This is a genomic window from Serpentinimonas maccroryi (assembly GCF_000828915.1).
GTDB lineage: Bacteria > Pseudomonadota > Gammaproteobacteria > Burkholderiales > Burkholderiaceae_C > Serpentinimonas > Serpentinimonas maccroryi.
In genome coordinates, this window is sequence record NZ_AP014569.1 from 498,783 (window position 1) to 525,144 (window position 26,362).

Annotated in this window: 26 protein-coding genes; 10 read left to right on the forward strand and 16 right to left on the reverse strand. The window is 67.5% G+C overall.

The annotated features are described in order from the left end of the window. Positions 1-71: 71 nt before the first annotated feature. From SMCB_RS02230 to SMCB_RS02270, 9 genes are all read right to left on the reverse strand, one after another. Positions 72-1,016 carry a pseudouridine synthase gene (locus tag SMCB_RS02230; RefSeq protein WP_045534740.1) on the reverse strand — a complete coding sequence of 315 codons (945 nt, stop codon included), beginning with the start codon at positions 1,014-1,016 and terminating at the stop codon, positions 72-74. A gap of 94 nt (positions 1,017-1,110) precedes the next feature. Then, complete coding sequence (gene ribD, locus SMCB_RS02235; protein ID WP_045534742.1) at positions 1,111-2,313, reverse strand: bifunctional diaminohydroxyphosphoribosylaminopyrimidine deaminase/5-amino-6-(5-phosphoribosylamino)uracil reductase RibD; 1,203 nt, start codon at positions 2,311-2,313, stop codon at positions 1,111-1,113. Positions 2,314-2,323: 10 nt separating this feature from the next. Continuing rightward, complete coding sequence (gene trmB / locus SMCB_RS02240) at positions 2,324-3,199, reverse strand: tRNA (guanosine(46)-N7)-methyltransferase TrmB (RefSeq protein ID WP_082027176.1); 876 nt, start codon at positions 3,197-3,199, stop codon at positions 2,324-2,326. A gap of 65 nt (positions 3,200-3,264) precedes the next feature. After that, complete coding sequence (locus SMCB_RS02245) at positions 3,265-4,299, reverse strand: glutamyl-Q tRNA(Asp) synthetase (RefSeq protein ID WP_231851223.1); 1,035 nt, start codon at positions 4,297-4,299, stop codon at positions 3,265-3,267. Then, positions 4,296-5,405, reverse strand: a complete 1,110-nt coding sequence (locus SMCB_RS02250; protein WP_045534744.1) for an NAD(P)/FAD-dependent oxidoreductase — start codon at positions 5,403-5,405, stop codon at positions 4,296-4,298. The genes SMCB_RS02245 and SMCB_RS02250 overlap by 4 nt, the downstream gene beginning before the upstream one ends. A gap of 141 nt (positions 5,406-5,546) precedes the next feature. Further along, positions 5,547-5,957, reverse strand: coding sequence for an ExbD/TolR family protein (locus SMCB_RS02255; protein ID WP_045534746.1), 411 nt, complete (start codon positions 5,955-5,957; stop codon positions 5,547-5,549). A 17-nt stretch (positions 5,958-5,974) separates the two neighbouring features. Next, positions 5,975-6,736 carry a MotA/TolQ/ExbB proton channel family protein gene (locus tag SMCB_RS02260; protein ID WP_045534748.1) on the reverse strand — a complete coding sequence of 254 codons (762 nt, stop codon included), beginning with the start codon at positions 6,734-6,736 and terminating at the stop codon, positions 5,975-5,977. A gap of 9 nt (positions 6,737-6,745) precedes the next feature. After that, the gene (locus SMCB_RS02265; RefSeq protein WP_082027407.1) at positions 6,746-7,621 is read right to left on the reverse strand and encodes an energy transducer TonB; all 876 of its coding nucleotides are present in this window, start codon (positions 7,619-7,621) and stop codon (positions 6,746-6,748) included. A 164-nt stretch (positions 7,622-7,785) separates the two neighbouring features. After that, a complete protein-coding gene (locus SMCB_RS02270; RefSeq protein ID WP_045534751.1) occupies positions 7,786-8,751 on the reverse strand; it encodes a LysR substrate-binding domain-containing protein in 966 nt (321 codons plus the stop codon). 185 nt (positions 8,752-8,936) lie between these two features. On the opposite strand from SMCB_RS02270, the gene SMCB_RS02275 reads away from it, so the two are divergent. From SMCB_RS02275 to SMCB_RS02290, 4 genes are all read left to right on the forward strand, one after another. Further along, complete coding sequence (locus SMCB_RS02275; RefSeq protein WP_045534753.1) at positions 8,937-9,635, forward strand: pirin family protein; 699 nt, start codon at positions 8,937-8,939, stop codon at positions 9,633-9,635. Between the two features lie 60 nt (positions 9,636-9,695). Beyond that, positions 9,696-10,256, forward strand: coding sequence for a flavodoxin family protein (locus tag SMCB_RS02280; protein WP_045534755.1), 561 nt, complete (start codon positions 9,696-9,698; stop codon positions 10,254-10,256). A gap of 153 nt (positions 10,257-10,409) precedes the next feature. Beyond that, on the forward strand, positions 10,410-10,874 hold the full coding sequence (locus SMCB_RS02285) for a helix-turn-helix domain-containing protein (RefSeq protein ID WP_045534757.1): 465 nt from the start codon (positions 10,410-10,412) through the stop codon (positions 10,872-10,874). Further along, positions 10,871-11,443 carry a PIN domain-containing protein gene (locus tag SMCB_RS02290; protein WP_045534759.1) on the forward strand — a complete coding sequence of 191 codons (573 nt, stop codon included), beginning with the start codon at positions 10,871-10,873 and terminating at the stop codon, positions 11,441-11,443. The genes SMCB_RS02285 and SMCB_RS02290 overlap by 4 nt, the downstream gene beginning before the upstream one ends. Positions 11,444-11,467: 24 nt before the next feature. Here SMCB_RS02290 and SMCB_RS12835 read toward each other — a convergent pair whose 3' ends face one another. Next, the gene (locus SMCB_RS12835; RefSeq protein WP_045537439.1) at positions 11,468-11,653 is read right to left on the reverse strand and encodes a hypothetical protein; all 186 of its coding nucleotides are present in this window, start codon (positions 11,651-11,653) and stop codon (positions 11,468-11,470) included. A gap of 142 nt (positions 11,654-11,795) precedes the next feature. On the opposite strand from SMCB_RS12835, the gene dnaE reads away from it, so the two are divergent. Beyond that, positions 11,796-15,371 (forward strand): DNA polymerase III subunit alpha, encoded by a 3,576-nt coding sequence (dnaE, locus tag SMCB_RS02300; RefSeq protein ID WP_045534761.1) that lies wholly within the window; start codon positions 11,796-11,798, stop codon positions 15,369-15,371. 37 nt (positions 15,372-15,408) lie between these two features. On the opposite strand, the gene SMCB_RS02305 is transcribed toward dnaE, so the two are convergent. From SMCB_RS02305 to SMCB_RS02330, 6 genes are read right to left on the reverse strand one after another with little or no spacing between them, the layout of a single operon-like run. Next, a complete protein-coding gene (locus tag SMCB_RS02305; protein WP_082027177.1) occupies positions 15,409-15,894 on the reverse strand; it encodes a type IV pilin protein in 486 nt (161 codons plus the stop codon). A 49-nt stretch (positions 15,895-15,943) separates the two neighbouring features. Beyond that, a complete protein-coding gene (locus SMCB_RS02310; protein ID WP_144400232.1) occupies positions 15,944-20,371 on the reverse strand; it encodes a pilus assembly protein in 4,428 nt (1,475 codons plus the stop codon). A gap of 14 nt (positions 20,372-20,385) precedes the next feature. After that, positions 20,386-20,979: a pilus assembly PilX family protein gene (locus tag SMCB_RS02315; protein WP_144400234.1), complete on the reverse strand. Its 594-nt coding sequence runs from the start codon at positions 20,977-20,979 to the stop codon at positions 20,386-20,388. A 35-nt stretch (positions 20,980-21,014) separates the two neighbouring features. Then, entirely contained in the window at positions 21,015-21,941 is a 927-nt protein-coding gene (locus SMCB_RS02320; RefSeq protein ID WP_045534766.1) for a PilW family protein, read from the reverse strand. A gap of 14 nt (positions 21,942-21,955) precedes the next feature. Further along, positions 21,956-22,555 (reverse strand): type IV pilus modification protein PilV, encoded by a 600-nt coding sequence (pilV, locus tag SMCB_RS02325; RefSeq protein ID WP_052468379.1) that lies wholly within the window; start codon positions 22,553-22,555, stop codon positions 21,956-21,958. Beyond that, positions 22,552-23,160 carry a GspH/FimT family pseudopilin gene (locus SMCB_RS02330; RefSeq protein ID WP_082027179.1) on the reverse strand — a complete coding sequence of 203 codons (609 nt, stop codon included), beginning with the start codon at positions 23,158-23,160 and terminating at the stop codon, positions 22,552-22,554. The genes pilV and SMCB_RS02330 overlap by 4 nt, the downstream gene beginning before the upstream one ends. A 182-nt stretch (positions 23,161-23,342) precedes the next feature. Here SMCB_RS02330 and SMCB_RS02335 point away from each other — a divergent pair, with 182 nt between their 5' ends. The 5 genes from SMCB_RS02335 to SMCB_RS02355 all read left to right on the forward strand — a co-directional run bounded on the left by SMCB_RS02335 (position 23,343) and on the right by SMCB_RS02355 (position 26,332). Further along, complete coding sequence (locus SMCB_RS02335) at positions 23,343-23,585, forward strand: AbrB/MazE/SpoVT family DNA-binding domain-containing protein (protein WP_034114635.1); 243 nt, start codon at positions 23,343-23,345, stop codon at positions 23,583-23,585. Then, positions 23,585-23,923 (forward strand): endoribonuclease MazF, encoded by a 339-nt coding sequence (gene mazF, locus SMCB_RS02340; RefSeq protein WP_045534775.1) that lies wholly within the window; start codon positions 23,585-23,587, stop codon positions 23,921-23,923. Before SMCB_RS02335 ends, mazF begins: the two co-directional genes overlap by 1 nt. 8 nt (positions 23,924-23,931) lie before the next feature. Then, entirely contained in the window at positions 23,932-24,204 is a 273-nt protein-coding gene (locus SMCB_RS02345; protein ID WP_231851224.1) for a type II toxin-antitoxin system Phd/YefM family antitoxin, read from the forward strand. A gap of 70 nt (positions 24,205-24,274) precedes the next feature. Further along, positions 24,275-25,183 (forward strand): methyltransferase domain-containing protein, encoded by a 909-nt coding sequence (locus SMCB_RS02350; RefSeq protein WP_045534779.1) that lies wholly within the window; start codon positions 24,275-24,277, stop codon positions 25,181-25,183. 90 nt (positions 25,184-25,273) lie between these two features. Continuing rightward, complete coding sequence (locus SMCB_RS02355) at positions 25,274-26,332, forward strand: Rpn family recombination-promoting nuclease/putative transposase (RefSeq protein ID WP_045534781.1); 1,059 nt, start codon at positions 25,274-25,276, stop codon at positions 26,330-26,332. The last annotated feature ends 30 nt before the right edge of the window (positions 26,333-26,362 follow it).

Below are 26,362 nucleotides of genomic sequence, written 5' to 3' on the forward strand. Positions count from 1 at the left end.
GCTCAGTGCAGTGTGCAGGCGTTGCGGCGCTTGCCCCGCACGTCCCTCGCGATCCTCGCGCACCAGCTAGATCAGTCTGCCGGCCAATCGAGGTTGCGCTGGCTTTGGAATTGGCGCGGCTGGCCGCTTAAGGGGTCGGTGAAGGCCAGCGTGCGCGCCAGCAAGCGCAGCGGTTCGGCGTAGTCTTCGGCCTCGTCGGGCTGGCGCCGCACCTCGGGGTAGAACTGGTCACCGACGATCGGTAGGCCCAGCCCCAGCATGTGCACGCGCAACTGGTGGCGACGCCCGCTCAGCGGTTGCAAGCGGTAGCGCGCCCACGGCCCGCGCTGCTCGATCGGTTCGATGCGGGTTTCGCTGTTGGGCGGCAGGGCTTCGGCGGCGCTGGCTTCGCGCATTTTGTAAAAGGCATGCTCGCGCTCGAGGATGTGGCTGCGGCGCACGATCGGCCACGGCAACTGCGGCGCTGCCGGGGCGATGGCTTCATAGACCTTGTCCACTTGGCGCTGCCGAAACAGGCGCTGGTAGGCGTCGCGGTCGCTGGCGCGCACGGCAAACAGCACCAGCCCGGCGGTTTCGCGGTCGATCCGGTGCAGCGGGCTCAGGTCGGGCAGGCCCAGCGCCTGCTTGAGCCGCACCAGCAAGGTCTGCTGCACGTAGCGCCCGCCGGGCGTCACGGGCAAAAAATGCGGCTTGTCGGCCACCACCAGGTGCGCGCACTGGTGCAGCACGGTGGCCTCAAATGGAATCCCGCGTTCCTCGGGCAGGTCGCGCCAATAGTAGATGCGCGCTCCGCCCAGGTAGGGGCTGTCTGGCGCCAGTGGGCGGCCGTCTTCGGCGCACACCAGGCCGTCGGCCAAGCGCTGCTGCCACTGGGCGCGGCCGATGCGCGGCAAGCGCTGGCACAGGTGGTCGAGCAGCGTCAGCCAAGGCGGGCAGCGCATCTGCGGCAGCGCCAAGCAGCTGGGCGCCACGCCGGCGCGCAGCGCGATGGCGGGGTTTTTGGGGCGGTGGGCCATGGGGCTTGCGTGTGTTGAGCGCAGATTGTGCACAAGGCGTAGCCGCGCTGCGGTTGGGGGATGGATAGCCCAAACCGACGCGGTGCAGTAGCGCCTAGGCGGTTGGGGGCGGTGGCTGCGGCGCTGGAGCTTGTGGCGCCAGCACCTGGGCGCGGATGCGCAGGTCGGGCCCCAGCGGGCTGACCTCGGTGTAGGCCAGCGCCACGCCTTGGGTGAGCGCGCTCAGGGGGCCGATTTGGGCCAAGCCCGCGCCGCCTTGGCCCAGCAGCGTGGGCGCCAGATAGAGCAGCAATTCGTCGGCCAAGCCGGCTTGCAGCCAAGCGCCGTTGAGGCGCTGCCCGGCTTCTACGTGCAGCTCGTTGATCTCGCGCGCGGCGAGGTCGAGCAGCAGCGCCGCTAGGTCGATGCGCGGGCGAGTGCGGGGGGGGCGGTCGGGGGTGGCGGCGATTTCCTGCACGCGGGCCCCTGTGGCCTCGAGGGCAGCGCGGCGCGCGCGCAGGGCGGCGGCGTCTGCCGGCTGGGCCGGGGTGTGATAGACCCAGACTTGGCCCGGCGGTTGCAACACGCGCGCCGCTGCCGGCACGCGCAACTGCGAGTCGAGCAGCACGCGCACCGGTTGCACCTCGGTGGGCACCAGGCGCACGTCGAGGCGCGGGTCGTCGGCGAGCACGGTGCCGCTGCCGCTGAGCACGGCACCGGCGCGCTTGCGCCAGAGGTGGCCGTCGCGGCGCGCCGCCGTGCCGGTGATCCATTGGCTGGCGCCGTTGGCCAGCGCCGTGATGCCGTCGAGCGAGGCCGCGATCTTGAGCCGCACCCACGGCCGGCCGCGCTCCATGCGGCTCAAAAAACCCACGTTCAGGGCGCGCGTGGCGGCGGCCAGCGGGTGCTCGGGCGGCAGCAGCTCGACGGTGATGCCGGCCGCGCGCAGGCGCTCGATGCCGCGCCCGCTCACCAGCGGGTTGGGGTCGCGCAACGCCACCAGCACCCGCGCCAGCCCGACCTCGATGAGCGCGTCGCAGCACGGCGGGGTGCGGCCGTGGTGGCTGCAGGGCTCGAGCGTGACCACGGCGCTGCCGCCGCGCAGATCGGCCCCGGCCGCCGCCGCTGCGCGCAAGGCCACGATTTCGGCGTGCGGCCCGCCGGCGCGCTGGGTGTGGCCCTCAAAGGCGCGGCCGTCGGGGGCGATGATGCGGCAGGCCACGCGCGGATTGGGCTCCGACAGGCCGGTGGCTTGCTCGGCCAAGGTGTCGAGCCCGGCCAGCCAGCGGGGGTCAAAGGCGCTTTGGGGGGCGGTCATGGGGGCAGCCTCAGCGGCGCACAAACACCAAATCCCACACGCCGTGGCCCAGGCGCAGACCGCGCTGCTCGAACTTGGTCAGGGGGCGATAGTCGGGTTTGGGGGCGTAGCCGCCTTGGCCTAGACCCGAGCCCGAGCCGGATTTAGCGGTGGCGTTTGCAGTGACAGCGTCACCAGCAACAACAGCAGCATTTGCACCACCAGCACCACCAGCACCAGCGGCAGTGTTGACCAGCAGCGGCTCGGCCCCCAGCACCTGCAGCATCTGCTCGGCGTAGGGCTGCCAGTCGGTGGCGCAGTGCAGGTAGCCGCCGGGCTGCAGGCGTTGCGCCAGGCGCGCCACCAGTGGCGGCTGGATCAGGCGCCGTTTGTGGTGGCGCAGCTTGTGCCACGGGTCGGGGAAAAACACGTGCACGCCGGCCAGCGTCGCCGGCGCCAGCATGTGCTCGAGCACCTCGACGGCGTCGTGGCGCACGATGCGCACATTGCTCAAACCCAGCGCGTCGATGCGCTTGAGCAGCGCGCCCACGCCCGGTTCGTGCACCTCGCAGCAGAGAAAATCGTGCTGCGGGCGCAGGGCGGCGATGTGCGCCGTGGCCTCGCCCATGCCAAAACCGATCTCGAGCACCAGCGGCGCGCTGCGGCCAAACACGGCGCGGGCGTCGAGCGGCTGGCGTGCAAACGGCAGCAGCCAGCGCGGCCCCAGGGTGGCCAAGGCTTGGGCTTGGGCGGTGGTGGTGCGCCCGCCGCGTTTGACGAAGCTCTTGATGGTCTTGGGGTGCGGCACCCTCGCGGCGCCGGGCGCTGGGGCGGCGTCGCCGTCGGGGTTGGGGGCGGCGGGTGCGCTGTGCAGGCCCAATTCTGGGGGGGCGGGTGGGGCAGCCATCGTGTGTGGGTCTATGAGTGCAGCGCGCCGTGCGCTGCCGGTGGCCGATGATACGGCTTGTGTGCCTAGGCTTGGCCGCTGGCGCACCAGCGCTGGCGCCACTGCGCCACCCAAGCCGCGAGCGCCTCGGGCACGGGCCCGTTGCTGGGGTGCAGCTCGAGCACGGCGGCGGCTTGGTTGAGGGCGGCCAGGGGCGCGTGCAAGTCCAGCGCGGCGGCGCCGTTTTGCTTCGAGAGCTTGCTGCCGTCGGGGCCCAGCACCAGCGGCGTGTGCAGGTAGCGCGGCGTGGGCATGCCGAGTGCGGCTTGCAGCAGCAGCTGGCGCGCGGTGTTGTCGGCCAAGTCGGCGCCGCGCACCACGTGCGTGATGCCCTGTGCGGCGTCGTCAGCCACCACGGCCAGCTGGTAGGCCCACAGGCCGTCGGCGCGCTGGAGCACGAAGTCGCCCACCTCGAGCGCCACCAGTTGCTGCTGCGCGCCCAAGCGCCGGTCGTGCCAACGCGTAGGGCTAGGCAGCGCCAGCGCTTGCTGCACCGCGGCTACGTCGAGCCGCCAGGCTGGCGCGCCCACACCCACACCCACACCCGCCCCCGCCCCCGCCCCCGCCCTCGAGCCTGAGCCTGAGCCTGAGCCTGAGCCTGAGCCTGAGCCTGAGCCCGCCCCCAAACGCCCCGGCGGCCGGCACGTGCCGGGGTAGATGCGCTCGCCGTGGAGCGGGCGCAGCAGCCCTAGGGCGGCAATGGCGGCGTCGATGGCTTTGCGGCTGCAGCGGCACGGGTAGGCCCAGCCGTGGGCCTGCAGGCGCTGCAAGGCAGCGGCATAGCGCGCCTCATGGGCGCTCTGCCACGTGGGGGGCTGGTCGGGCAACAGGCTGCAGGTGGCAAGCTGCTGCACGATCAGGCGGTCGGCGCCGGGCACGCAGCGCGGGCGGTCCACGTCTTCGAGGCGCAGCAGCCAGGTGCCGCCGTGGGCGCGGGCGTCGAGCCAGCTGGCCAGCGCCGCCACCAGCGAACCGGCGTGCAGCGGCCCGCTGGGCGTCGGCGCAAAGCGGCCGCGGTAGCCGCCGCTTGGGGCCGCCGTCGTTGCGCCCGTGCCGATCAAGCCGCAGCCAGGGCCAGCTCCAGCCCCGAGACAAAGGCGTTTTCAACCCGGTACCCTAGGCACCAGTCGCCACACAGGCCCAAGCCAGCGGCGGCGTCGTACAAAAACGGTTGCCCCAGCGCGTGCTGCGTCTGCGCGTAGCGCCAGCGGTGCACCTGCGCCAGCGTGGGCTCGGCGCGGATGCCGGTGACTTCGGCAAAGCCCTTGAGCAGCTTGGCTTTCACGCGTTCGGCGTCGTCCTCTAGGTGCTCGGCGGACCACTGTGGGCTGGCCTGCACCGTCCAGCGCTCGATCGCCGCGCGCCCGGGCTTGCTGTTTTCGCGCGCCACCCAGCGGATGCGGTGGTGGTCGCTGCTGGCGGCGTGCCAGGGCGGGCCAAAGGGTTCGGCTCCGCCCGGGGCGGCTTGGGCAAAAGCCAGCATCAGCGTCCAGCAGGGCGCGGTTTGAACTGCGTCCAGCGCCGTGACCCAAGCAGGCGCCAGTGCGCTGGCGCGCAGCAGCGCCTGCGCCTGCGGGGCCGGCAGCGCCAGCAGCACGCGGTCCAGTCCGCCTATCACCTGTTGCGCGCCGGCGGCACCGGCGCAGCGCAGTTGCCACTGCTTGGGGTGCAGGGCGTCGCGCTCTATGCCCACCACTTGGGCGTGGTAGTGGCTGCTGGCGTTGAGCGAGCCATTTGCCAGCGGCAGCGCCCACTGGCGCAGCAACTCGTTCATGCCGCGCACCCCCACCCAGCGCGCTTTCTCGACCGGGCTGGCACTGGCCAGCGCCTGCCCCAGGGTGTCGAGCACGCGCACGGTGGGCACCCGCCACTGAGCAATCAGCTCGGGCTGCAGCGCCAGCGCGGCCTTGAAGCGCTCGTCGGTGACGGTGAAAAACTGGGCGCCGTGGTCGAAGCCACCAAACTCGGTCAGGCGCGTGGACATGCGGCCACCGGGGCTGTGGTGTTTGTCGAGCAGCAGCACCTCGTGGCCAGCTTGCGCCAGCGTGCGCGCTGCGGTGATGCCGGCCATGCCCGCCCCGACGACGGCGATGCGGCGCGCCCGTGGGGTGCCGTCGGTGGCAGAGGCGCGGGGGGTGCCGGCGTTGCGGCGAGGTTTGGTGCTCATGTCGGTCTCCTGTGGATGCGACAGTGTAGCGAAGCGCTCGACCTGTGCGGACGCATCAAGCCGGACCAGGCGTTGCAGATCAAGCAATCAGGACCAGACGATTTGGTCAGCAAGGGGCAATCGGCTTCAATTTCAAGTGCTTCAGGGCTGGGTCACGAACACCAGCCGCTCGATGCCGGCGCGCTGGGCGGCGGCCAGGGCCATTGCCACGCGCTCGTGGCGGGCGGCGGCGTCGCCTTGCAGGTGCAGCGGCGGTTGCGGCACCTGCTGCGCCAGCGCTTGCAGGCGCGGCATCAGTTCGGCGTCGGGCACGGCGGCATCGTTCCAATGAAAGCCGCCCTGCGCATCGACGCTCAGGCGCACGGCCTCGGGCGCGGGCGCGCTGGCTGTGGCAGCCGCGTGGGGCAGTTGCACCTGGATCGAATGCGTGATCACCGGCACCGTGACGATGAACACGATCAGCAGCACCAGCATCACGTCGATGAGCGGGATCATGTTGATCTCGCTGTGCAGTTCGCCTTGGTCGGGCTCGAGGTTGGATGGGGGGGCCATGGTGCGTGCGCCTTGGGTCAGTGCGGGCAGGCCGGTGCGGTTGCCGGAGCGGATGAAGGGGCGGATGAAGGGGCGGCCGCGCCGGGGCGGTTCGAGGCCACCCGGTGCCCGGTCACGAAGTAGGCGTGCAGGTCGTGGGCGAAGCGGTTGAGCCGGTGCAGGATGGCTTTGTTGCCGCGCAGTAAGGCGTTGTAGCCCAGCACGGCTGGGATCGCCACCACCAGCCCGAGCGCGGTCATGATGAGCGCGGCCCCGATCGGCCCGGCGACCTGGTCGATGGTGGCGCCGCCGCCCGCCCCGATGCCGACCAAGGCGTGGTAGATCTTCCACACCGTGCCAAACAGCCCGACGTAGGGCGCGGTCGAGCCGATCGAGGCCAAGATGGCCAAGCCGGATTGCAGGCGCGCGCTGCTGTCGTCGAGCGCGTTGCGCAGCGAGCGCGTGACCCAGTCGCTGACGTCGAGGTTGTCGTGCAGCTGGCGCGTGGGTGTGCCGTCGAGGTGCAGGATGTGGCTGGTGGCTTCGCGCCCCTGCAACGCCAGCAGGTAAAAGGGGTTGTGGCCGTCGGGCCCGAGTTTGTTCAGGCCTTCGGCAAAGTCTTTGCTGTGCCAGAAGCTCTCGAGCAATTGCGCGCGCGCGCGCAGCTGGCGCAGGTGCAGCGCCTTGAGCACGATCACCACCCAAGTGGCGATCGACATGCCCAGCAGCGCGAGCGCGGTGCCGCGTATCACCCAGTCGCCTTGGTGCCAGACGTAGGCCAGTCCAAAATGAGTTTCCATGCTTGCTTTTTACTCCAACACAAAATGAATCGGCACCAGGTGCCACATGGCTTGCGGTTCGCCGTTGCGCGTGCCGGGCACAAAGCGCCAGCGCAACACCGCCTGCTGCGCCGCTTGGTCTAGGCGCACAAAGCCGCTCGAGCCATAGACCTGTGCCGCCGAGGCGCTGCCGTCGGCTTCGATGCGCACGCGCAGCAGCACCCGCCCCTGTTCGCCCAAGCGGCGGCTCAAAACCGGGTAGGGCGGGGCCGGGTTGTGCAGATGGGCCGCGCTGCTCGACGGGGGCACGATCTGCGCTGGCGCTTGACCCTGCCCAGACGATGCTCGGCCGGCAACCGCATGGGCTGTTGTATCCAAGGCGCCAGTGCCGCTGCTGCGCTGATCTTGCGCTGCGCTGTGGGGTGCTGCGCTGCCTTGTGTGCTGTGGTGGAGGGCGCTGTGCGGGTTGGATTCTGCACCTGCTGGCGCTTGCGCCGTGGCGACTGGCTGGGTCGGGGCCAACGGCTGAACCGGCTCCGGCGCTGGGTTGGGGTTGGCGGGTGGCAGCAAAGCAGCTGGGCGCAACGGTTCGGAAGGGCGCAACGGCGCTGCAGGAGCGGGTGGTTCGGGGCGGGTGGCGCGCTCGGGCAAGGCGCGTGCAGCGGGCGCGGCGGGCGCGCTGGCCCGGGGGGGTGCGGATGTCACGGGGGCGGGTGCTGCAGGGCGCGCGCTGGGCGCCTGGGCGCGCAGTTCAACCACCACCTGCACCTGCGCCGGCGCACCGGAGGCGGGTGTTGCCCAGCCGCTGTGCAGCGCCCACAGCACCCCGGCGTGCGCCAACACCACGGCGGCGGTCACGCTGACGGGGCGTGCAAAGGTTCGCCAAGGCGGGCGGGGCAAGGGCATGGAGGCTGGGAGCAAGCAGGAAGCAAGAAAGTTGCCCGCTGGTGCGCAGGGCAAGCCGAGCAGCATAGCAAACTGTAGCTGGCAATGCTCAATTATAAATGAGAATCATGCGCAACTGGCCGCAGTTGCCAGTCCCGCAGTGCGGCATAAATGAGGCCATCGTTTTACCCGTTTTGTGCCTCCCCGGCCGGACAGTCGGCAAAATGGTGCAACAAAGCGCTGGCGCTGGCGGGGTTGGCCAGCCGCTGCAGCCACCATTGCAGCGCCGGGCCGGGGGCGCTGGCGGCGCTGCTGCGCCAGGCGTAGCCGATGCGGTGCACCCGGGCTGGCAGGGTGGTGCGTTTGCGCAGCAGGGCGCCGCTGTGCAGGTGCCCTTGCACCAGCGGCAGCGGCAGCGCGCCGCAGCCCAAGCCCCGCAACTGCGCCGCCAGCTTGTGCTGCATGGTCGGCACGGTGAACACCTCTTGCCCAGGCAGCAGGCCCACGCTCTGGCCGCGCCCCGCTGGCGCCGTGTCGGCCACCGCCACCACGCGGTGCGGCTGGATGACCGCCGGCGTGAGCGGCTCGGGGGCGCTGGCCAGCGCGTGCTGCTGCGCCACCACAAACACAAACTCCACCTCGCCCAAAAAAACGCTGTGCAAGCCCGGCAGCCCGCTGCCATCGAGCGCCACACCCAAGGCCAGATCGGCCTGCCCGCTCAGCAGCGCCTCCAGCGTGCCCGACAGCGTTTCGGTGCGCAGGCGCAGCCGCGTCGGGGCTTGCAGCGCGTAAAAATCGTGGCACAGATCAAACAGCGGCGCGCTGGCGATGACCGCGTCGGCGGCCAGCGTGAGCTCAGGCTCCCAGCCGGTGGCGATGCGGCGCACGCGCAAGGCCACCGCGTCGAGCTCGCGCAGCAGGTGCTCGCTGGCGCGCAGCAGCTCTTGGCCGGCGCGGGTCAGGGTGGCGCGGCGCGAACGGCGGTCAAACAGCAGCACGTCGAGCGCATCTTCCACCTGGCGCACGCGGTAGGTGAGCGCGCTGGGCACCATGCCCAGCTCGCGCGCCGCCGCCGCCAGGCTGCCGCAGCGCGCCACGGTGCCGATCAGGTGCAGGTTGTCGGGGGATAAGGCGTGGCGCGGATGGGGCATGGTGAGGCCTGTGTGTTCAAAAGTTTTGAATGATGCCAGCAAATCTCTGCGGCCACCAGTCCCGCTGCAGCGCCTACATTCACACCATCGCCCAAGCAGACAGCCAAGCAGCGGCCGGCCCCCTCTAGGCCGGGGTGCCACCGCGCTGCTGCCAAAGCCTACAAACCTTGACCAAGGAGCGCCCCATGCACATCCGCCGCAGCGCCGACCGTGGCCACGCCGATCATGGCTGGTTGCAAAGCCACCACTCGTTTTCTTTTGCCGACTACTACGACCCGGCGCACATGGGCTGGGGCAATCTGCGCGTGATCAACGAAGACTGGATCGCGCCCGGCACCGGCTTTGGCACCCACGGCCACCGCGACATGGAGATCGTCACCTACGTGCTGCAAGGTCGGCTGGCGCACCGCGACAGCATGGGCAACGTCGAAACCATCAGCCCCGGCGAGGTGCAGCGCATGAGCGCTGGCACCGGCGTGCGCCACAGCGAGTTCAACCACGAGCCCGGCGCGCAAACGCATTTGCTGCAAATCTGGATCGAGCCCAGCCTCAAGGGGGTTGAACCCGGTTACGAGCAAAAAACCTTTGACGGCGCCCTCAAGCGCGGCCGCCTGTGTCTGGTGGCCAGCAACGGCGGGGCCGATGGCTCGGTGCACATCAACGCCGACGCCGCGCTGTATGCTGGACTGTTCGACGGCGCCGAGAGCGCCGAGCTCAAGCTCGACCCCAAGCGCAAAGCCTACGTGCACGTAGTGCGCGGCGCCATCAGCGTCAACGGCAGCGCGCTGCAAGGCGGCGACGCGGCCCTGCTGGCGGCTGAGAGCACACTTAAACTCAGCCACGGGCACGATGCCGAGGTGCTGGTGTTCGACCTGGCGGCCTGATTCCATTTTTTCCCAACCCGCGCGCGGCCACAGGTCGGCGCATTTTTTGAAAGCCCTTCCATGAGCAAAATCGTCGTTGTTTACCATTCTGGCTACGGCCACACGCAACGCATGGCGCAAGCCGTGGCCGACGGGGCTGGCGCGCAGCTGCTGGCCATCGACGCCGACGGCAACCTGCCCGCAGGCGGCTGGGAGGCGCTCGACGCCGCCGACGCCATCGTCATGGGCAGCCCAACTTACATGGGCAGCGTGAGCTGGCAGTTCAAAAAGTTTGCCGACGCCTCTAGCAAAGCGTGGTTTGCGCAAACTTGGAAAGACAAGCTCTTTGCCGGCTTCACCAACAGCGCCACCATGAACGGCGACAAGCTCTCGACCCTGCACTACCTCTACACGCTGGCCATGCAGCACGGCGGCCTCTGGGTGGGTACCGGCCTCATGCCCAGCAACAGCAAAGCGGCGCAGCGCAACGACGTGAACTACGTCGGCTCCTCGAGCGGTGCCATGGCGCAAACGCCCTCAGATGCCGGCGCGCACGAAATGCTGCCCGGCGACCTCGAAACCGCGCGCCTGTTCGGCCAGCGCGTGGCCGCCACCGCGCAGCGCTGGGTCAAGGGGGCGTAAGAGCGCACTACTCCACGGGCCCACCGCCCGTTGCAGCATAGGCAAATCAGCCCTGAGCCACCATGGCCAAGGCTTTTTTGATTATTGCGTTTGTCGTTTGTTTCGGTTAGCATCTGCGGTCGGTCCAAGATGGCCGCCACCTAGGAGCGCACGATGACCACGACCCAACTGCCACAAGCGCTGCCCACAGCCGAAGAGGTGGCGCTGGCGCGCGAGAGCGGGCGCGCGCTGTCAGCCTACCTGCAGATGCGCGCACAAACGCAGCAGATCGAGATTTTTGACGACCAAGGCGCGGCGCATCCCGTGCGCGTCCCGATGTCGGCGCTGCGCCTGCTGGTGGATGTGCTGACCGAGATCGGTGAGGGCAACGCGGTCAGCATCATCCCGGTGCATGCCGAGCTGACCACCCAAGAGGCGGCGGATGTGCTCAACGTATCGCGCCCGCACCTAGTCAAACTGCTGGAAAGCCGGGCGATCCCGTTTCACAAAACCGGCACCCATCGGCGCGTGCGCTACCAAGACGTGGTCGCCTACAAAGAGCGCATCGATGCCCAGCGCCGCCAAGCCCTAGACGCGCTGGCCGAGCAAGCGCAGGAACTGGGCCTAGGTTACGAATGAGCTCGCACTTCACGGTCATTTACGACGCGTGCGTGCTCTACCCAGCGCCGCTGCGCGATCTGCTCATGCGGCTGGCGCTCACCGACCGCTTTCGTGCGCGCTGGTCCAATGTCATCCACGACGAGTGGATGCGCAACCTGCACAAGCAACGCCCCGAGCTCGACCCTGCCGCCCTAGAAAAAACACGCGCCCTGATGAACGCGAGCGTGCGCGACAGCCTAGTCGAAGGATTTGAGCACCTGATCCCGGCCATCGACTTGCCCGATCCCGATGACCGGCATGTGGTGGCAGCGGCCATCCACAGCGGCGCTGAAACCATCGTCACCTTCAACCTGAAGGACTTTCCGCTGGGGGTGCTGCAACGCCACAACCTAGACGCCCAGCACCCAGACGACTTCATCGTCGATCTGTTTGACCTTCACCCCGCATCGGTGTTGCAGGCCTTGGCCGAACAGCGCGCCGCCCTCAAAAAACCACCCAAGAGCGCCGACGAGTTGCTCGACATCCTGCTCAAGCAGGGGCTGACGCAAACCGTGTCGATTCTCAAGGGTTGGAAGGGAGCTTTTTGAAGCTTTAAAGCACTAGGCTGGGCTTCAGCGCGCCGGAGCAGCAGCCGGTGCTGCTGCTGCAGCCGGGGCCGCCGGTGCTGCGGCAGGGGCGGCTGCAGCCGGAGCCGGAGCCGGAGCCGGAGCCGGGGTAGCCGGCGCCGTGGCGGTGGGCGGGGTGGCGCAAGCGGCCAGGGTGACAACGGCCACAGCGGCCAAAAGCAGATGACGCATCGGAAAAACCTCCAGTGATTGACACAAACCAGGAACAAGGCAAGCCCCTGCATTCTTGCCCCCAGATGTTGCAGTTTTGTGGCAGTGGGTAGGCAATAGGGACGCAGGGGGGCTCGGGTCGGGCATCCCTACAATCGTGCCCATGTTCGTACACCTGCGCCTGCACACCGAGTTTTCCGTCGTCGATGGCACCACGCGCATCGACGCCGTCACCGCCGCCGCCGCCGCCGACGGCCAGCCCGCGCTGGCCATCACCGACCTCAACAACCTGTTTGGGGCCATCAAGTTCTACCAAGCGGCGCGCAGCGTCGGGGTGCAGCCCATCCTCGGGGCCGAGGTGCTGTTGCAGGGGCTGGGCGCCGCGCCCTCGGGTACCGCCGCGCAGGCTGGGCCTACCACCTGGCCGCGCCTGCTGCTGCTGGCGCAAAACCAGGCCGGCTACCTGAACCTGTGCGAGCTGCTGTCGCTGGCTTGGGGCAGCCCGGTGCAGCGCGACCAAGCCGTGCTGCGCTGGGACTGGTTGCGCCAGCACCACGAGGGCCTGATCGTGCTCAGCGGCGCCGCCGCCGGGCCGGTGGGGCAGGCGCTGCTGGCCGGTGATGAGGCCGCCGCCGCCGCGCTGGCGCAGCAGCTGGCCGGCACCTTTGCGCAGCGCTTCTACCTCGAGGTGCAGCGCGCCGGCCGTGCCGACGACGAACGCCACCTGCGCGCCACCGTGGCGCTGGCCAGCCAGCTGGAGCTGCCGCTGGTGGCCACGCACCCGGTGCAGTTTCTGGCGCCCGACGATTTTCAGGCCCACGAGGCGCGCGTGTGCATCGCCGAAGGCGAGATTCTGGGCAACCCCCGGCGGCCCCGGCGCTTCACGCGCGAGCAGCATTTTAAGACCAGCGCCGAAATGGCGGCCCTGTTTGCCGACCTGCCCACGGCGCTGGCGCAAACAGTCGAAATCGCGCGCCGCTGCCACTTGCAGCTCAGCCTCGGCAAGCCGCAGCTGCCGGCGTTCCCGATCCCGCCCGTGGACGGGCAGCAGCTGGGCACCGAAGACTACTTCCGCCACGCCTCGCAGCAGGGCTTGCAGCAGCGCCTGCAGCAGCTCTACCCCGACGCGGCCGAGCGCCTGCGCCAGCAGCCGCGCTACCAGGAGCGGCTCGAATTCGAGCTCGGCACCATCATCAAAATGGGCTTTCCGGGCTACTTTTTGATCGTCTCCGACTTCATCCAGTGGGCCAAGGCCCACGGCTGCCCGGTCGGGCCGGGGCGCGGTTCTGGGGCCGGTTCGCTGGTGGCCTACGCGCTGCAAATCACCGACCTCGACCCGCTGCGCTACCAGCTGCTGTTCGAGCGCTTCCTCAACCCCGAGCGGGTGTCGATGCCCGACTTCGACATCGACTTCTGCCAAGCCAACCGCGACCGCGTGATCGACTACGTCAAGGGCAAATACGGCCTCGCGGCGGTGAGCCAGATCGCCACCTTTGGCACCCTGGCGGCGCGCGCCGCGATCCGCGACGTCGGGCGCGTGCTCGATTTTCCCTACGGATTTTGCGACGGCATCAGCAAGCTCATCCCCAACAAACCCGGCCAGAGCGTGACGCTGCAGTACCCGCCGCGGCCCAAGCTCGCCAACGACAAAAACCAGTACGCGATCGAGATGGAGCCGCTGCTGGCCGAGCGCATCGAAAAAGAAGATGAGGTGCGGCTGCTGATCGAGCTGGCGCAAAAGCTCGAGGGCCTGACGCGCAACGTCGGCATGCACGCCGGCGGGGTGCTGATCGCGCCCGGCAAGCTCACCGATTTTTGCCCGCTCTACCAGCAGCCCGGCAGCGCGGCCGCCGTGAGCCAGTACGACAAAGACGACGTCGAGGCCATCGGTCTGGTCAAGTTCGACTTTCTGGGGCTGGCCACGCTCACCATCCTCGAGCAGGCCAAAGAGCTGATCGTGCAGCGCCACCCGGACCAAGCTGGCTTCAGCTACGAAACGCTGGCGCTCGACGACGCCGCCACCTACCGCCTGTTCCAAGACGGCAAAACCGAGGCCGTGTTCCAGTTTGAAAGCCGCGGCATGCAAGGCATGTTGCGCGACGCGCGGCCCAGTCGGCTCGAAGACTTGATCGCCCTCAACGCGCTCTACCGCCCCGGCCCCATGGACCTCATTCCCAGCTTCGTTGCGCGCAAGCACGGGCGCGAGGTGGTGCAGTACCCGCACCCGCTGCTCGAGCAGGTGCTGTCCGAGACCTACGGCATCATGGTCTATCAAGAGCAGGTGATGCAGACGGCGCAGATACTGGGCGGTTACAGCCTGGGCGGCGCCGACCTGCTGCGGCGCGCCATGGGCAAGAAAAAGCCCGAAGAAATGGCGCAGCAGCGGCTGGTGTTTCGCGCCGGCGCCGCCGCCCAGGGCCTGAGCCCGCAGCAGGCCGACGAGGTCTTTGACCTGATGGAAAAGTTTGCCGGCTATGGCTTTAACAAGTCGCACGCCGCCGCCTACTCGCTGCTGGCCTACCACACCGCCTGGGTCAAGGTTCACTACACGGCCGAATTCTTCTGCGCCAACCTGACGCTGGAGATGGACGACACCGACAAGCTCAAGCTGCTGGTCGAAGACGCGCAGCGCTTCGGCCTCGAGTTCGAGCCGCCCGACGTCAACCTAGGCGGCTACCGCTTCGAGCCGGTGAGCGATCGCTGCATCCGCTACGGCCTCGGGGCCGTCAAGGGCACCGGGCAGCAGGCCATCGAGGCCATCGTGGCCGCGCGCCAAGGCCAAGGCGCGGGGCCGCGTGCCGGCGTGGTGGGGCCGTTTAGCAGCCTGTTCGATTTTTGCGCCCGCATCGAACGTGGCCGCCTCAACAAGCGCACCGTCGAGGCGCTGGTCAAGGCCGGCGCTTTCGACCGCCTGCACCCCGACCGCGCCGCCGCGCTGGCCTCGGTCGAGCTGGCTTTTGATTTTGCCCAGGCCCAGCAGGCCAACGCCTTGCAGGGCGGCTTGTTCGACCTGCCCGGCCAAGCCGGCGGCCACGGCGCCAGCGACCAAGAGCCGGCGCTGGCCGAGGCGCCGCCGTGGAGCGTGCGCGAGCGCTTAACACACGAAAAAGCCGCGCTCGGCTTTTACTTTTCGGGCCACCTGTTCGACCAAGCCGCCGACGAAGTGCGCCGCATCGCCCGCACCCCCTTGGCCGACGTGGCCGAGAGCCGCGAACCGCAGCTGCTGGCCGGTATCGTGAGCGACTTGCGCGTGATCAACGGCCAGCGCGGCAAGGTGGCGATTTTTAAGCTCGACGACCGCAGCGCCGTGCTCGAAGCCAGCGCCGACGACGCGCTGCTGCAAGCGCACCGCCACCTGCTACAAGACGACGAATTGGTGCTGCTGCAAGTGCTGGCGCAGCCCGACCGCTTTTCGGGCGGGCTGCGCCTCAAGGTGCAGCAGGTGTGGGACTTACCCGCCGCGCGCTGCCGCTTTGGCAAATACCTGCGCGTGGCCGTGGGGCCCACCCAGCGCCCCGAAGTCGCCGCGCTGCTGCAAGCGCACCCGCCCCGGTGCCACCAGACAGAGCTGGGCGAGGTGCTGCGCGGCCTGCCGCTGCGCCTCGAATTGGAATTCGAGGCCGTGCGCGCCACGCTGCAGCTCGACCCCCAGCGCGCCCAGTGCTACCCCTGCGACGCCGCGCTGGCCGCCTGGCGCACCCAAGCGCACCAGCAGCGCGCCGAGGTGGTGTACGACTGATGCTCGAGTGCCATTGTGCCCAGCGGCTGGGGCAGGCTCACCAACAATCCACGCGGTCGGGGTTGGCGGGGGTAGGCGGGAGTGGGGTGCGCGCACCGGTTTGATCTACCGTCAACCTTGCGCAATCTGGGTCGCGGGTGGCTTGGCCGAGAATGGCCACAGCTTCAAGCGTGAAATCGTTTGCATCGGGCGTGCCGACGATCGCAAAGGTGTAGTGCGGCTGCAGATCCTCGCGACACTGGGACATGGGCAGCGCCAAACCGGCATAGCTCATGTTGTTGGTGTAGTAGCGCTCTGCAAACTGCGCCAGCTCCAGCAGGCAGGCGGTGGCTGCGCTGCGCCGTGTTTCGGTTATGTGGCGCTGGTAACTGGGCAGGGCGATCGCCGCCAAAATGGCGATGATAGCCACCACGATCATCAACTCGATCAGGGTAAAGCCTGCTGGCGATCGGCGAAGCGCCAGAGTCTTTGGGCGGACGGGTGCCGAAACCAACGCTGTGGCAATGGGGGTGGATGTGTACATGGCTGCAGCGGACGTTAGGGCGTGGGAGGTTTAGGTTGGGCGTGGGCCGCTAGCGGATGATTTCACGCCAAGAAATTCGGCCGCGTGGGTCATCTTCCGCGTTGACCCCCGGCCCGCCTGGTGGATCCACTGGATCTTCTCGGATCGCTACACCCACATCAGCAACGCGCGCCTCAGAGCCGCCCACCACCAGTCGGCTTCCCACCAGCACGGCCTCGCTCAAAAGCCCGATGCCGGGGTCGAACGAGGCAATGAACTGGGTGCCTAGCAAGTCGTCGCTAAAGCGGTTGTCGCGACTGACGTCAAGCAGGCCGGCGGTGATCGAGCCGCCACTAAAGGGGTTGAGCAGGTTCAAAAATCCGGTGCCTCCGGGCACGCAGGGGTCGTCAGTTACTGGGATGATCGAGCTCACCACCAGCGCCGGAACCGCTGCAGGGATGATGCGCGCCGCACTCACCACGCGCTCGCCTCGCGCCGAGCCCGGCGGTGGTTCGACCCAGTCGAGGAACCAGCCTTGTCGGTTTTCCATGTCACCGGCCGAGGCAACCGAAAAAGTGCGCACCGGGCGCCCAGCAAAAGTGCCCACCTGGTTGATGCTGCGCTGGCGCAAGGCCGTGCGCCCCGTGATTTGCACCCCTTCGTCGATCAGGGCGTAAATCGACTGCACCTGCCGGTCGGCCGGGTCGGTGGCGCGCATGTAGCTGCCGGTGCCAAAAAAGACGAAGCGCTTGCCCACGTGCGGGTCGTTGGGCGCGTTGTTGGTGGCCACCGTGATCGGGGCCGTGATCGGCTGACGCACCCCGGCGGCATTGGTGGCGACGAAGAATGGCGCTGGTGTGTCTGCGCTGCCAAAGGACGATCGCCACTGGTTCGGGTTTTGGTGCGCCAGGTCAAACTTCCAGACGTTGCCCTGAAGGTCGCCGGCATATACGTGCTGCACCACGCCATTGGCATCGAGCGCCAACCCTGGGCTGGCCAAGCCGTTGGGGCTGGTTGCGCTGCCCACCTCGGTGTCGATTTTGCTGATCAGGGCCCCGGTGCGCAGGTTTTTAACGTAGAGCACCGCACGGCCACTGGTGCTGTTGTAGCCGTTGCCAAAAATCACCACATCGATAGGCACGGTTCCGGGGCCTTGAACCTTGGCGATCATGGGTCGCCCGAGCAGGTAGCCCTTGTCGGGGTCGCTGGCGCCGTATGCCTCCCACAGCGCCCGGCTGGCGTTTCCATCGGCACCAAAGTTGGCTGCGTCGGTGACGTCGAGCGCAAACAGACCGCGCCCGCCGCGCCCCAAAAAGCCGATCAGAATATTGCGCCCGCCGGTGTTTGCGCGTTGCGACACCGCCAGCTCACCATCCACAAAGTAGCGGCGCACGTAGTTGGGGTCGCTCAAGCGCGGCATGTGCTCCAGCAGGCTGCTGGGGGCAAAGGCAAAGCGCTCGACGCCGGTGCGGGCATTGAAGGCGTGCAAAAAGCCGCTGTTGGAGCCCACGAACACGGTGTTGTTGTCGCCCACATACACCGGCGACGAATGGATGATGTCGCCCAGCACCGTGGTGGGGCGGTTGCGCAGCGTGCCGTGGGGGTTGCGCACCTCGTTGCTGGGGTCGCCGCGCAGGTGGTTGATGACCCGCTCTTGCGCATCTCTGTCAACTCCAAACAATGCGCGCTGGTCGGCAGAGAGCGCAGACCAAACAAAAGGAACCGTGGCCGGGCTGTTGGCGGCGTTGGTGGTAAACAGGCGCCGGCTGGCAAAACCCGGAAGGCGCTCGCTGGCGCGCCACAGCGGTACCTGACTCACTCCGTCGGCGGCGGTCACGGGGAAAGACTGCAAATCGCCCGACCAGTTGGCGCTGTTGAAGGTGGCTTGGAACACCGCGCTGTCGGTGGTGATGAAGGTGCTGTTGGCCGACACATTGCCGGCTGCTGCGTTGCGCTCGAGGATGGTGGTGAAGGCGCGTGCCAGCTGGTCGCGCAGCAGCGTCGGGTTTTGCACCAGGTGGTAGGTGTCGGGCACACCGTCCCGGTTCACGTCCCACTCGGCCTGCAGGTCGGGGCGCTGGTTGTTGTTCAGGTCGGTAAAGCCGCCCCACTTGGCCGCCAGCCACAGCGGGCTGGGCAGCACGCTGGCTGCTGGGGTTGTGCTGGCGGTGAAAAGGCGTATGGAGCGGTCGTTGCCTGCTCCGCCGCCGAGCCGGGGCAGGGTGCCACAGCCGGCAGGAAACGGCGTGGTTGCGCAAAAACCCGGCGACCGTCCCGGTGGTACGTTGAGGTGGTAGGGGCGATCCAACGCTTCGTCTTGCACCACCAGATACACCCCGTCGGCGGTGCTGCCCGAGAGCACGTAACCAAAGCTATGCTGAATACCGCCGGCTTGGAACTCTGGGATCAGCACGACGCGCAATTGGCCGTCGGCCTGCAGCGAAATTTCGTAGGTCACGATGGCGTCCATGTCGTGATCGGCGCCCTGCTCCACGTCTTCAAAATTGATGCGAAAACGCGCAAGATTTGGTCCGATGGTTTCTACATAAAAATCGACGATTTGGTTGGTGGGTTGGAACGCTCCCCTGGCGTTGCTAATGCCAGAGCCACCCACCGATTTGGCAAAAGGCACGAGCGAGAACGTGTGTCCACCGGGGGTTGTCATCGTAATCGTGGGCAGGGGAGAGCTGAGCGCCACCACGTGCGTGTCCACAGTTTGCTGGCCTTGCAGGGCCGGGCGCAAGTCGGTGGTGCGGCCAAATTTTGCCACCGAGGCCGAGTAAAAGCTGCCCTGCTGAGTCGGGCCCTCGGGCGACAGACCGCGGATGTTGCCCAGCGAGGTTACTTCTTTGGCCGTGGGCGCGCCGTCGAAGGTGGTTCCCACTTGGCCGATGAAGCGACTGCCCTTAATGCCCGGCTCGTGGTCGGCGATGGTCTGGCCGATGTTGGCTACATGCAAGCCGCTCAAATCGCCGCTAAGGCTGCCGAATGCGCTGCCCGGCAGTTGGTCCGAGTCGAATGAGGGGTTGACGCCCGAAATCACGAGCTGGTTTGGCCGCGCGCACCAGCGTGCCCGTGCGGCACCGGCCAGGGGGTTGAAGGGGTCGTCCCAAGTGGCCACCGGCAGCCCCAAGTGGCCATCGACCCCGCCGCTGGTGGCAAAGGCCGATGTGGCGCCACCCCGGCCAGCAAAGTAGCGCAAACCCTCGTACATCATCTCGGCCACCGGGTTGCCCCAATCGACGAACTCGCCTTGGGCCATGGGCCGGGTCGTGACCCAGCCGGTGCGGTAGGCGTTGTCGGTCCGGCCGTCGTTGAAGCCGCGGATGCGCAGCGCGTCGATGGTGTTGACTAGGGTGGCATTGGCCGTAAACGTGCCGTTGCTGGGGTTGACTTCGTTGGCAAACGACGACACCACTTTGCGCAAGACCCCGCCCGATAGGTTGCGGTCGTAGCTGCCCGTGAGCAGGCCAAAGAGCATGGAGCCGTTTTCGCCAAACTCGTGTAACAGACCTACAGGTTTGAGAGCGCCGCTGGGGTAGCGTTTGCAGCCGTCGTTGAAAGCCGCAGTGCAGACCTCGACCCGCACCGTGTGGTCGGTGCGCGCGCCACCAAACTGGTTGTTGCTCTCGTGCAGCACCGGGCGTTCGGTCGTGGCCCACTGCCAGACCCGGGCGTCTCGGGCGTTGGTGACGACGCGCAACAGCGGCGCGCGGTTGCTGCAGTCATTCAGGGTGGCGCAGTTGCGGCCGTGCACATCGGTCAGGTTGCCAAAGAAGTGGCGCCGGATGCCACTGCCACTGGGTTGAGAAAGCGGGGTAAAGGCACTGATGTCGTAGCCATCTACAGTCACGCTGGTGTATTCCTTGGCCCAAGAGTGTGCGTCTTGCGGAATGTAGGCGCGGCGCAATACCGTGCTTGTGGCGGTGTCGGTTTCGCGGTAGCCGCCGTAGAGCACCACACGCAGCGCGTCGATGCGGCTGGTGGTGGCCCAGTTGAGCCAGTTGCCCGACCAGTGGCTGGCGGTGGCACAGCTCAGGTTGGTGTTGGTGCCAGGGGCAGCGACCGCTCGGGCAGCAGGTCTGAAAATACCAGCATTGTCGTTGCGGCGTGCGTCAGCACCGGTCGTGCCGGGGGTGTAGGCATAACACAGGCGCGAATCGAACAAACCCAAGTAGATGATGTTTGGGTCAAAGCGGGTGTCGAGCCGGCCGTCGCCGTTGATGTCGGAGGCGTCGTTGTAGGCTTCGTAGAACAGGGTGTGGTCGCGTGCCATGGTGAGCATCACCAACGGCGGCGCGCCTTGGGCCACGGCCAGTGGCGGAGAGGTTTCGGGGTTGGCGCCCAGCGCTCCGGGGCTGTTTGCGGCGGCCATGGGGCCCAGCAGCAGGCTGGCGCCAGCGGCACCCAAGGCAAGCAGCAAAGCGCAGTAACGCAGCCAGCGCCGGGCCGCAGTGGGCCAATGCAGGGCAGATAAAGATCGGGCAAGGTGTGGCATGGCGCGGCTCCTCCTCATTGGGCGGCGTAGATCGACTGCAGAATTACCACGGCACGGCCCTCGGCCGGCTGGCTGCGCGCGGTGATGCGGTAGCGTTCGCAGTTCAGGTTGGCTGTAGGCTGTTGCGGATCACAAGGAAAAACCGAGCCCAAGTGCTCGACAAAAAACTGCGGTGCGCCCGTGGCAAGCAGCGAAACCTCTGTGGTGGCATTGCGCCAGCCTCCCCCGCCATTTTCGACCGCTGCCAGCGGCGGGACAGGCTGGCCGTTAAAGATGGGGTTGTCTTCCCAGCGCGCACCGTTGCAAGCTGCGGCCGGAGGAGAGCACAGACCGTTCGCACAGGCGCCGTTGTTGAGGTTGTTGCAATCCATGGCCACGGCTGGGAAACCGGCGTTCGGCGTAGGATCTCCTGTCAGAGGGTCAACCATCCGCGCTTGGGCCTCTGCCTGCGCTTCACCTTCGCGCAGCGCGGTTTCGGCGGCCTGAAAGGCCAGGTTGCGGTCAAAGGTGTTGGCTGCCATGCTTTCTTCGACCGTGAGCATGCGCACCGAGGTCACGCCCAGCAGCGTGACCAGCAGCAGCATGACGAGCGCCATCAGCAGCACCATGCCGCTTTGGGTGTGGGGGCGGTAGAGCAATGTGTTCATGGCAAACGGTTGCGCAGACCGACGACAAAGGGCAGGGTGCGGGTGATGGGCACGGCGGCATCTGTACCCACTGCTTCGGCGGTGGTGAACGTGAGCTCTAGGCGCACGGCTCGAACCAAGCTCCAGCCGTTTGCTGCGGGTACTTGAGCCAGCCCCCATTGATTCACGCGAGCGGCCCGGATGTAGCGATCATCGACCGCATCATCCCCGCTAGGGCGAACGAGGTATGACAGTTGCAGGTCGGTGACGTTTTCGATGATTTCTTCGGGTGCCCCTACTTGGGCGTTGCCGGCGTTGTTGACCATGGTCACGCGGTAGAGCGAGGTGCCGCCGCGGCCGTTGAAGCCTATGTACCAGGCGTGGAAAAGCAAGTTGCAGGCTGGCAGGCCACCGGCGGGGTCGTGTTGGCTCAGATTGACTACCACTGCATCGGTGGAAGGAACGCGGTCTAGAGGGGCTTGTCCAAAGCCACGGGCAGGCAGAGGGTCTGCCGGAATATTCGGGTCCTGCTCGTGGTAGCCACGCAGCCCTTGGTTCCATTGGTTCCACCAGGTTTCGGCGGGATCTGAGGCTGCATTGGCTGCTGGCAAATGTTGGCCGCATCTCATGCCGCCGGCTTCGCGCAGGTCGCGCCCGAGCAGCTCAAAGGCCAGGCGGGCGTTCTCGTTGATGCGCGCCATATTTTCCACTTGGCGGAAGGTTTGGTGGTTGGCCAGATACAGGCCGCCCACAGCCCCGATCAGCAGCAGTCCGAGCAGCAGCGCCACCATGACTTCGATCAGCGTCAGGCCGCGCTGGCGCAGCGCGCCAGCAGCGCCATGGCGCGGCCGCTGAACTGGGCGGCCCGGTGGTGCGCCGTACGCTGCCACCGGGGCCAGCAAGGGGCGCCGGGTGCGGGGGGGACGGGCGATGGGGGTGATCATGGTTTGTGGGCAGGCTATAGCTGGCTGACGATTTCGACCATCTGCGACTCCGCGCCCCCGGTGCCGCGGGTATCGTCCCAATAGACGCGCACGGTGCAAGTGGCAGTTATAGGATTCGCTATGCCCGGTGGAGGTGGCAGAGCCTCACAGACCACCAAGCCCTGGGTGAAGTCTGTGTCGCCCAGCGTGGCGCGCATGGCCAGCAGCCAGGTGCGCTGGTCGTGCGTGACCAAGCTGGTGTCGGCTGGAGGGGTGAAAACCGTCACGTCCGGCGTGGCCGGTGGCCCAGGCGTGCCCAGCGCTCCCAGGTTGTAGTCGCCATCAATGGCAGCTTGTCGGTTGGCGCGCATCGCGTCCATCTTAAAGTGCGCCAACATCGAGGCCTGGCTGCGCTGCAGCGCGCTGTGGTTGTTTTGCAGCGCGTTGATCTGCATCGCCGACATGCCCAGCAAGCCAAAAGTGAGCAGCAAAAACGCCACCAACACCTCGATCAGCGAGGCCCCGCGCTGGCGCTTGGCCGGTGCCGCACCGCGCAGCCGCGCCCCAAGCGGCGGGCCGCCGCCCAGCCGGCGTGCTTCGCCCAAGGGGGGGGAGGGGGTGCGGGCGGGGTTCATGGCGTGCAGGTGGTGAAATTGGCGCCGGCATCGTTCTCGGGGATGCGGTCGGCGTTGCTGTCGGTGGCCAAGCGTGGGCGGCTGAGCGTGACGATGATGGCGCGCGCCTGCTCCAGTTGGTTGTTGTTGCAGACGATCAGGTGGCCAGTGTCGCGCGCCTGGCCGCGTGCGTTGAAGCTCACCCGCTGCGCCACATCGGCGCTGCCGCGCAGCGTGAGCCTTGGCCCAAGTGCGCCCCAAGTGCGCAGCACCGCATCGGCTGCCACGGCGGGCGGGCCAGCCTGTGCGGGCGTGACCGATCCGTCGCCGTTGCGGTCGTGGAACACGATCCAGCCGCTTTCCCAGCCTGCGGGGCTGCCGCAGGCGGTGCCGTTGGCGCTGCGACACAGCGTGACCGTGCTGTTGAGCCGGATGGCTTCGGAGCGCGCCAGTTGCAGCCCCATCATCAGCTCGTTGGCGGCGCTGTTGATCTGGTTGCGCTCGATCATGGCGCGAAAGTTGGGCGCTGCCATCATGGCCAAAATGGCCACAATGCCCACCACCACCATGACCTCGATCAGGGTTACGCCACGTACGCGGCGACGAAGGCGGGCCAAAGTACTCATGCTCCTATCATAATGCTGCGCAGGCGCGTGTTCGGGCCACCTGCCGACGAGCGGCGCTTTTGGGCTGCCCAGCGGTGGGCTGCAAGGGCTTGCCTACCCGCAAAAGATGAAAATGCTTGCTGCCTGCACTGCTCTGGGATATACTGTGCAAGTATCTACTTTTGTTTCTACGAAAGGCCATCATGGCGCTGCAGTTTGTCAAAAAATGGGGCAACAGCCCGGCCGTGCGCTTGCCTGCAGCGGTGATGGAGGCGGCGCACCTTAGGCTGGATCAGGCGGTGGAGGTGCGTGCGCAAAACGGCCGCATCGTCATCGAGCCAGCCGCGCCGGCCTACGATCTGGAGGCGCTGCTAGCCGGCATCACGCCGCAAAACCGGCACACCGAGCAAGACTTTGGGCCAGCGCAAGGGCAGGAGCTGCTCTGATGGCGCTGAACGTCCCCGACGAAGGCGACATCGTTTGGCTCAACTTCACGCCCCAAAGCGGACACGAGCAGGCCGGGCGCCGACCGGCAGTCGTCATCAGCCCCAAGGCGTACAACCAGCGCTCGGGGCTGCTGCTGTGTGTGCCCATCACCAGTCAGATCAAAGGCTACCCGTTCGAGGTGCCGCTGTCTGGCGGCGGTGCCAGCGGCGCCGCCTTGGCCGACCAAGTCAAGAGCCTAGACTGGAAGTCGCGCCTAGCCCAGCGCAAGGGCCAAGCCACGAGCGCCGAGTTGGCCGAGATCAGGGCCAAGGTCAGGGCGCTGCTCAAGCTCGCTTGAGTGCATCTATGTTGATGGAGATGAAGAATATGGAAGCCATTCTTGCTGATGTCGCTGTGAGCATGTCCGAGTTCAAGAAAAACCCGGCCGCAGTGCTCAGGCAGGCCAATCACCGTCCGGTGGCGGTGCTCAACCACAACCGCGCCGCCTTCTACATGGTCGAGCCGCGCCTGTTCGAAGCCATGATGGAAGAGCTTGCCGACCAAGAGCTCTACCGCAAAGTGGCAAGCCGCCTTGCCGACAAGGCCCGAGCCATCGAGGTCGGCATCGACGATACCTGAGCAACTGCAGCGGTGCCGCCCAATCGCAATCAGATTGGCGTGCCCCCTACCAAATTTCAATGCCCCCGCCATGCGCGCACCCCTCCCCACAGACGCCCCGCCCACTGCCCAGCCCGAGCTCGACCCCCAAGCCGCCCAGCGCTGGCGTGGCCTTGCGCGCGCGCACAGCCCTTGGTTGCACGAAGAGGTGGGGCAGCGCATGGCACAGCGGCTCGACTGGCTGCTGCAGACACCCGCCACTTGGCTGAGCTGGCACCCCGCGCTGGGTGGCTGGCAGGCGCAGCAGGCGGTGGCGGCGCGCTGGCCGCAAGCGCGCCTGCACCTGCTCGACGAACAAGGCCGGCTGCAGCCGCCAGCCGCCAGCCCAGAGCCCACACCGGCTTCGCCCACGCCCACGGCTGCCCCTGCGCCCCCCACCATCGCCCCAGGCCAAGCCGATCTGCTCTGGGCCAACATGGCGCTGCACCTGTACGCCGAACCACAGCCGCTGCTGGCTTGCTGGCACCGCTGGCTGCGCCCCGATGGGCTGCTCTATTTTTCGAGCCTAGGCCCCGACACCCTGCGCGAGCTGCGCCCAATTTACGCCAAACGCGGCTGGCCGCCGCCGCACCAGCCCTTTGTCGATATGCACGATTGGGGCGACATGCTGGTCGAGAGCGGCTTTGCCGCCCCGGTGCTCGACACCGAGCGCATCGTGCTGTGCTACCCCAGCCCCGAGCGCTTGCTGGCCGACCTGCGCGCCTTTGGCCGCAACCTGCACCCGCTGCGCCCCGCCAGCCTGCGCGGCCGCGGCCACCGCCAGCGCCTGCTGGCCGCCATCGAGCACGAGCTGCCACGCACCCCAGAGGGCCAGTGGAGCCTCACCTTCGAGGTCATCTACGGCCACGCCGTGCGCGCCACCCCCCGCGTGCCCGTGGCCGCCAGCAGCAGCGTGCCGCTCGAGCAGATGCGCCAGTGGCTGCGCCAAGGGCGCGGCTAGGGGCTACCCCAAGCCCAAGCCGCCCCAAGCTTGGCCGCTGCACAGGCAAGCCGCAGCTAGCCACATCCGGCGGGTATCATCACCCGCACCATGCCGCAACCCAACCACGCCCACGACACCGGCTACAAACTGCTGTTCTCGCACCCCGAGATGGTGCGCGACCTGCTCACCGGCTACCTGGGTGGTGAGTGGCTGCAGCAGGCCGACTTCAACACCCTGGAGCGCGTCAACGCCAGCTATGTGAGCGAGACCGAACGCCAGCGCCACGACGACATGGTCTGGCGGCTGCGGGTGGGCCAGCAGTGGGTCTGGGTGTACCTGCTGCTCGAGTTCCAAAGCGAGCCCGACCCCTGGATGGCCTTGCGCATGATGGTCTATGTCGGGCTGCTGTCGCAACACTTGGTCAAAGAAGGCGAGCTGCAAGACGGCCAATTGCCCACCATCGTGCCCATCGTGCTGTACAACGGCGCCGCGCCCTGGAAATCCGCCACCGACGTCGCCGACAGCTACGGCCCCAGCCTGCCCGGGCTGGAACCCTACCGGCCGCGGCTGCTCTACCACCTAGTGGACGAAGTCCGGCTCAAGCTCCATCCCTTGGCAGACGTGCGCAACCTTGCCGAAGCGCTGTTTAAGCTCGAGCGCAGCCGCACGCCGGCCGATATCGCGCAGGTGCTGGGCGCTTTGGGCCAGCTGCTGCAAGGCGAAGCCATGCAACCCCTGCGGCGCACGATCAGCGTCTGGGTGCGCATGCTCTTGCGCCGCAAGGCGCCACGCGCTAACATCGACGAAATCGACACCATCAACGACTTACTAGAGGGTAGCGCCATGCTAGAGCAAACCATTGAACGCTGGTTCGACGAGGCCACCATGAAGGGCCTCAAGCAGGGGCTGCAGCAGGGGCTGCAGCAGGGGTTGGAGCAGGGGTTGGAGCAGGGTGTGCAGCGGGGCGTGCAGCAGGGCGTACACCAAGGTTACGCCAAGGCGTTGGCCTTGCAGTTGCGCCTGCGTTTCGGCGCCGTGCCGCAGTGGGTGGACACCCGCTTGGCGCAAGCCAGCGAAGAGCAGCTGATGGACTGGATGGCCCGCATCTTGTCGGCGTCGTCCCTTTCGGAGCTCTTTGGTGAAGCGGGCCAAGGCGATTTGACCTGAGGCTTTGCGCTGCGCTTTCTCACCCGCCTA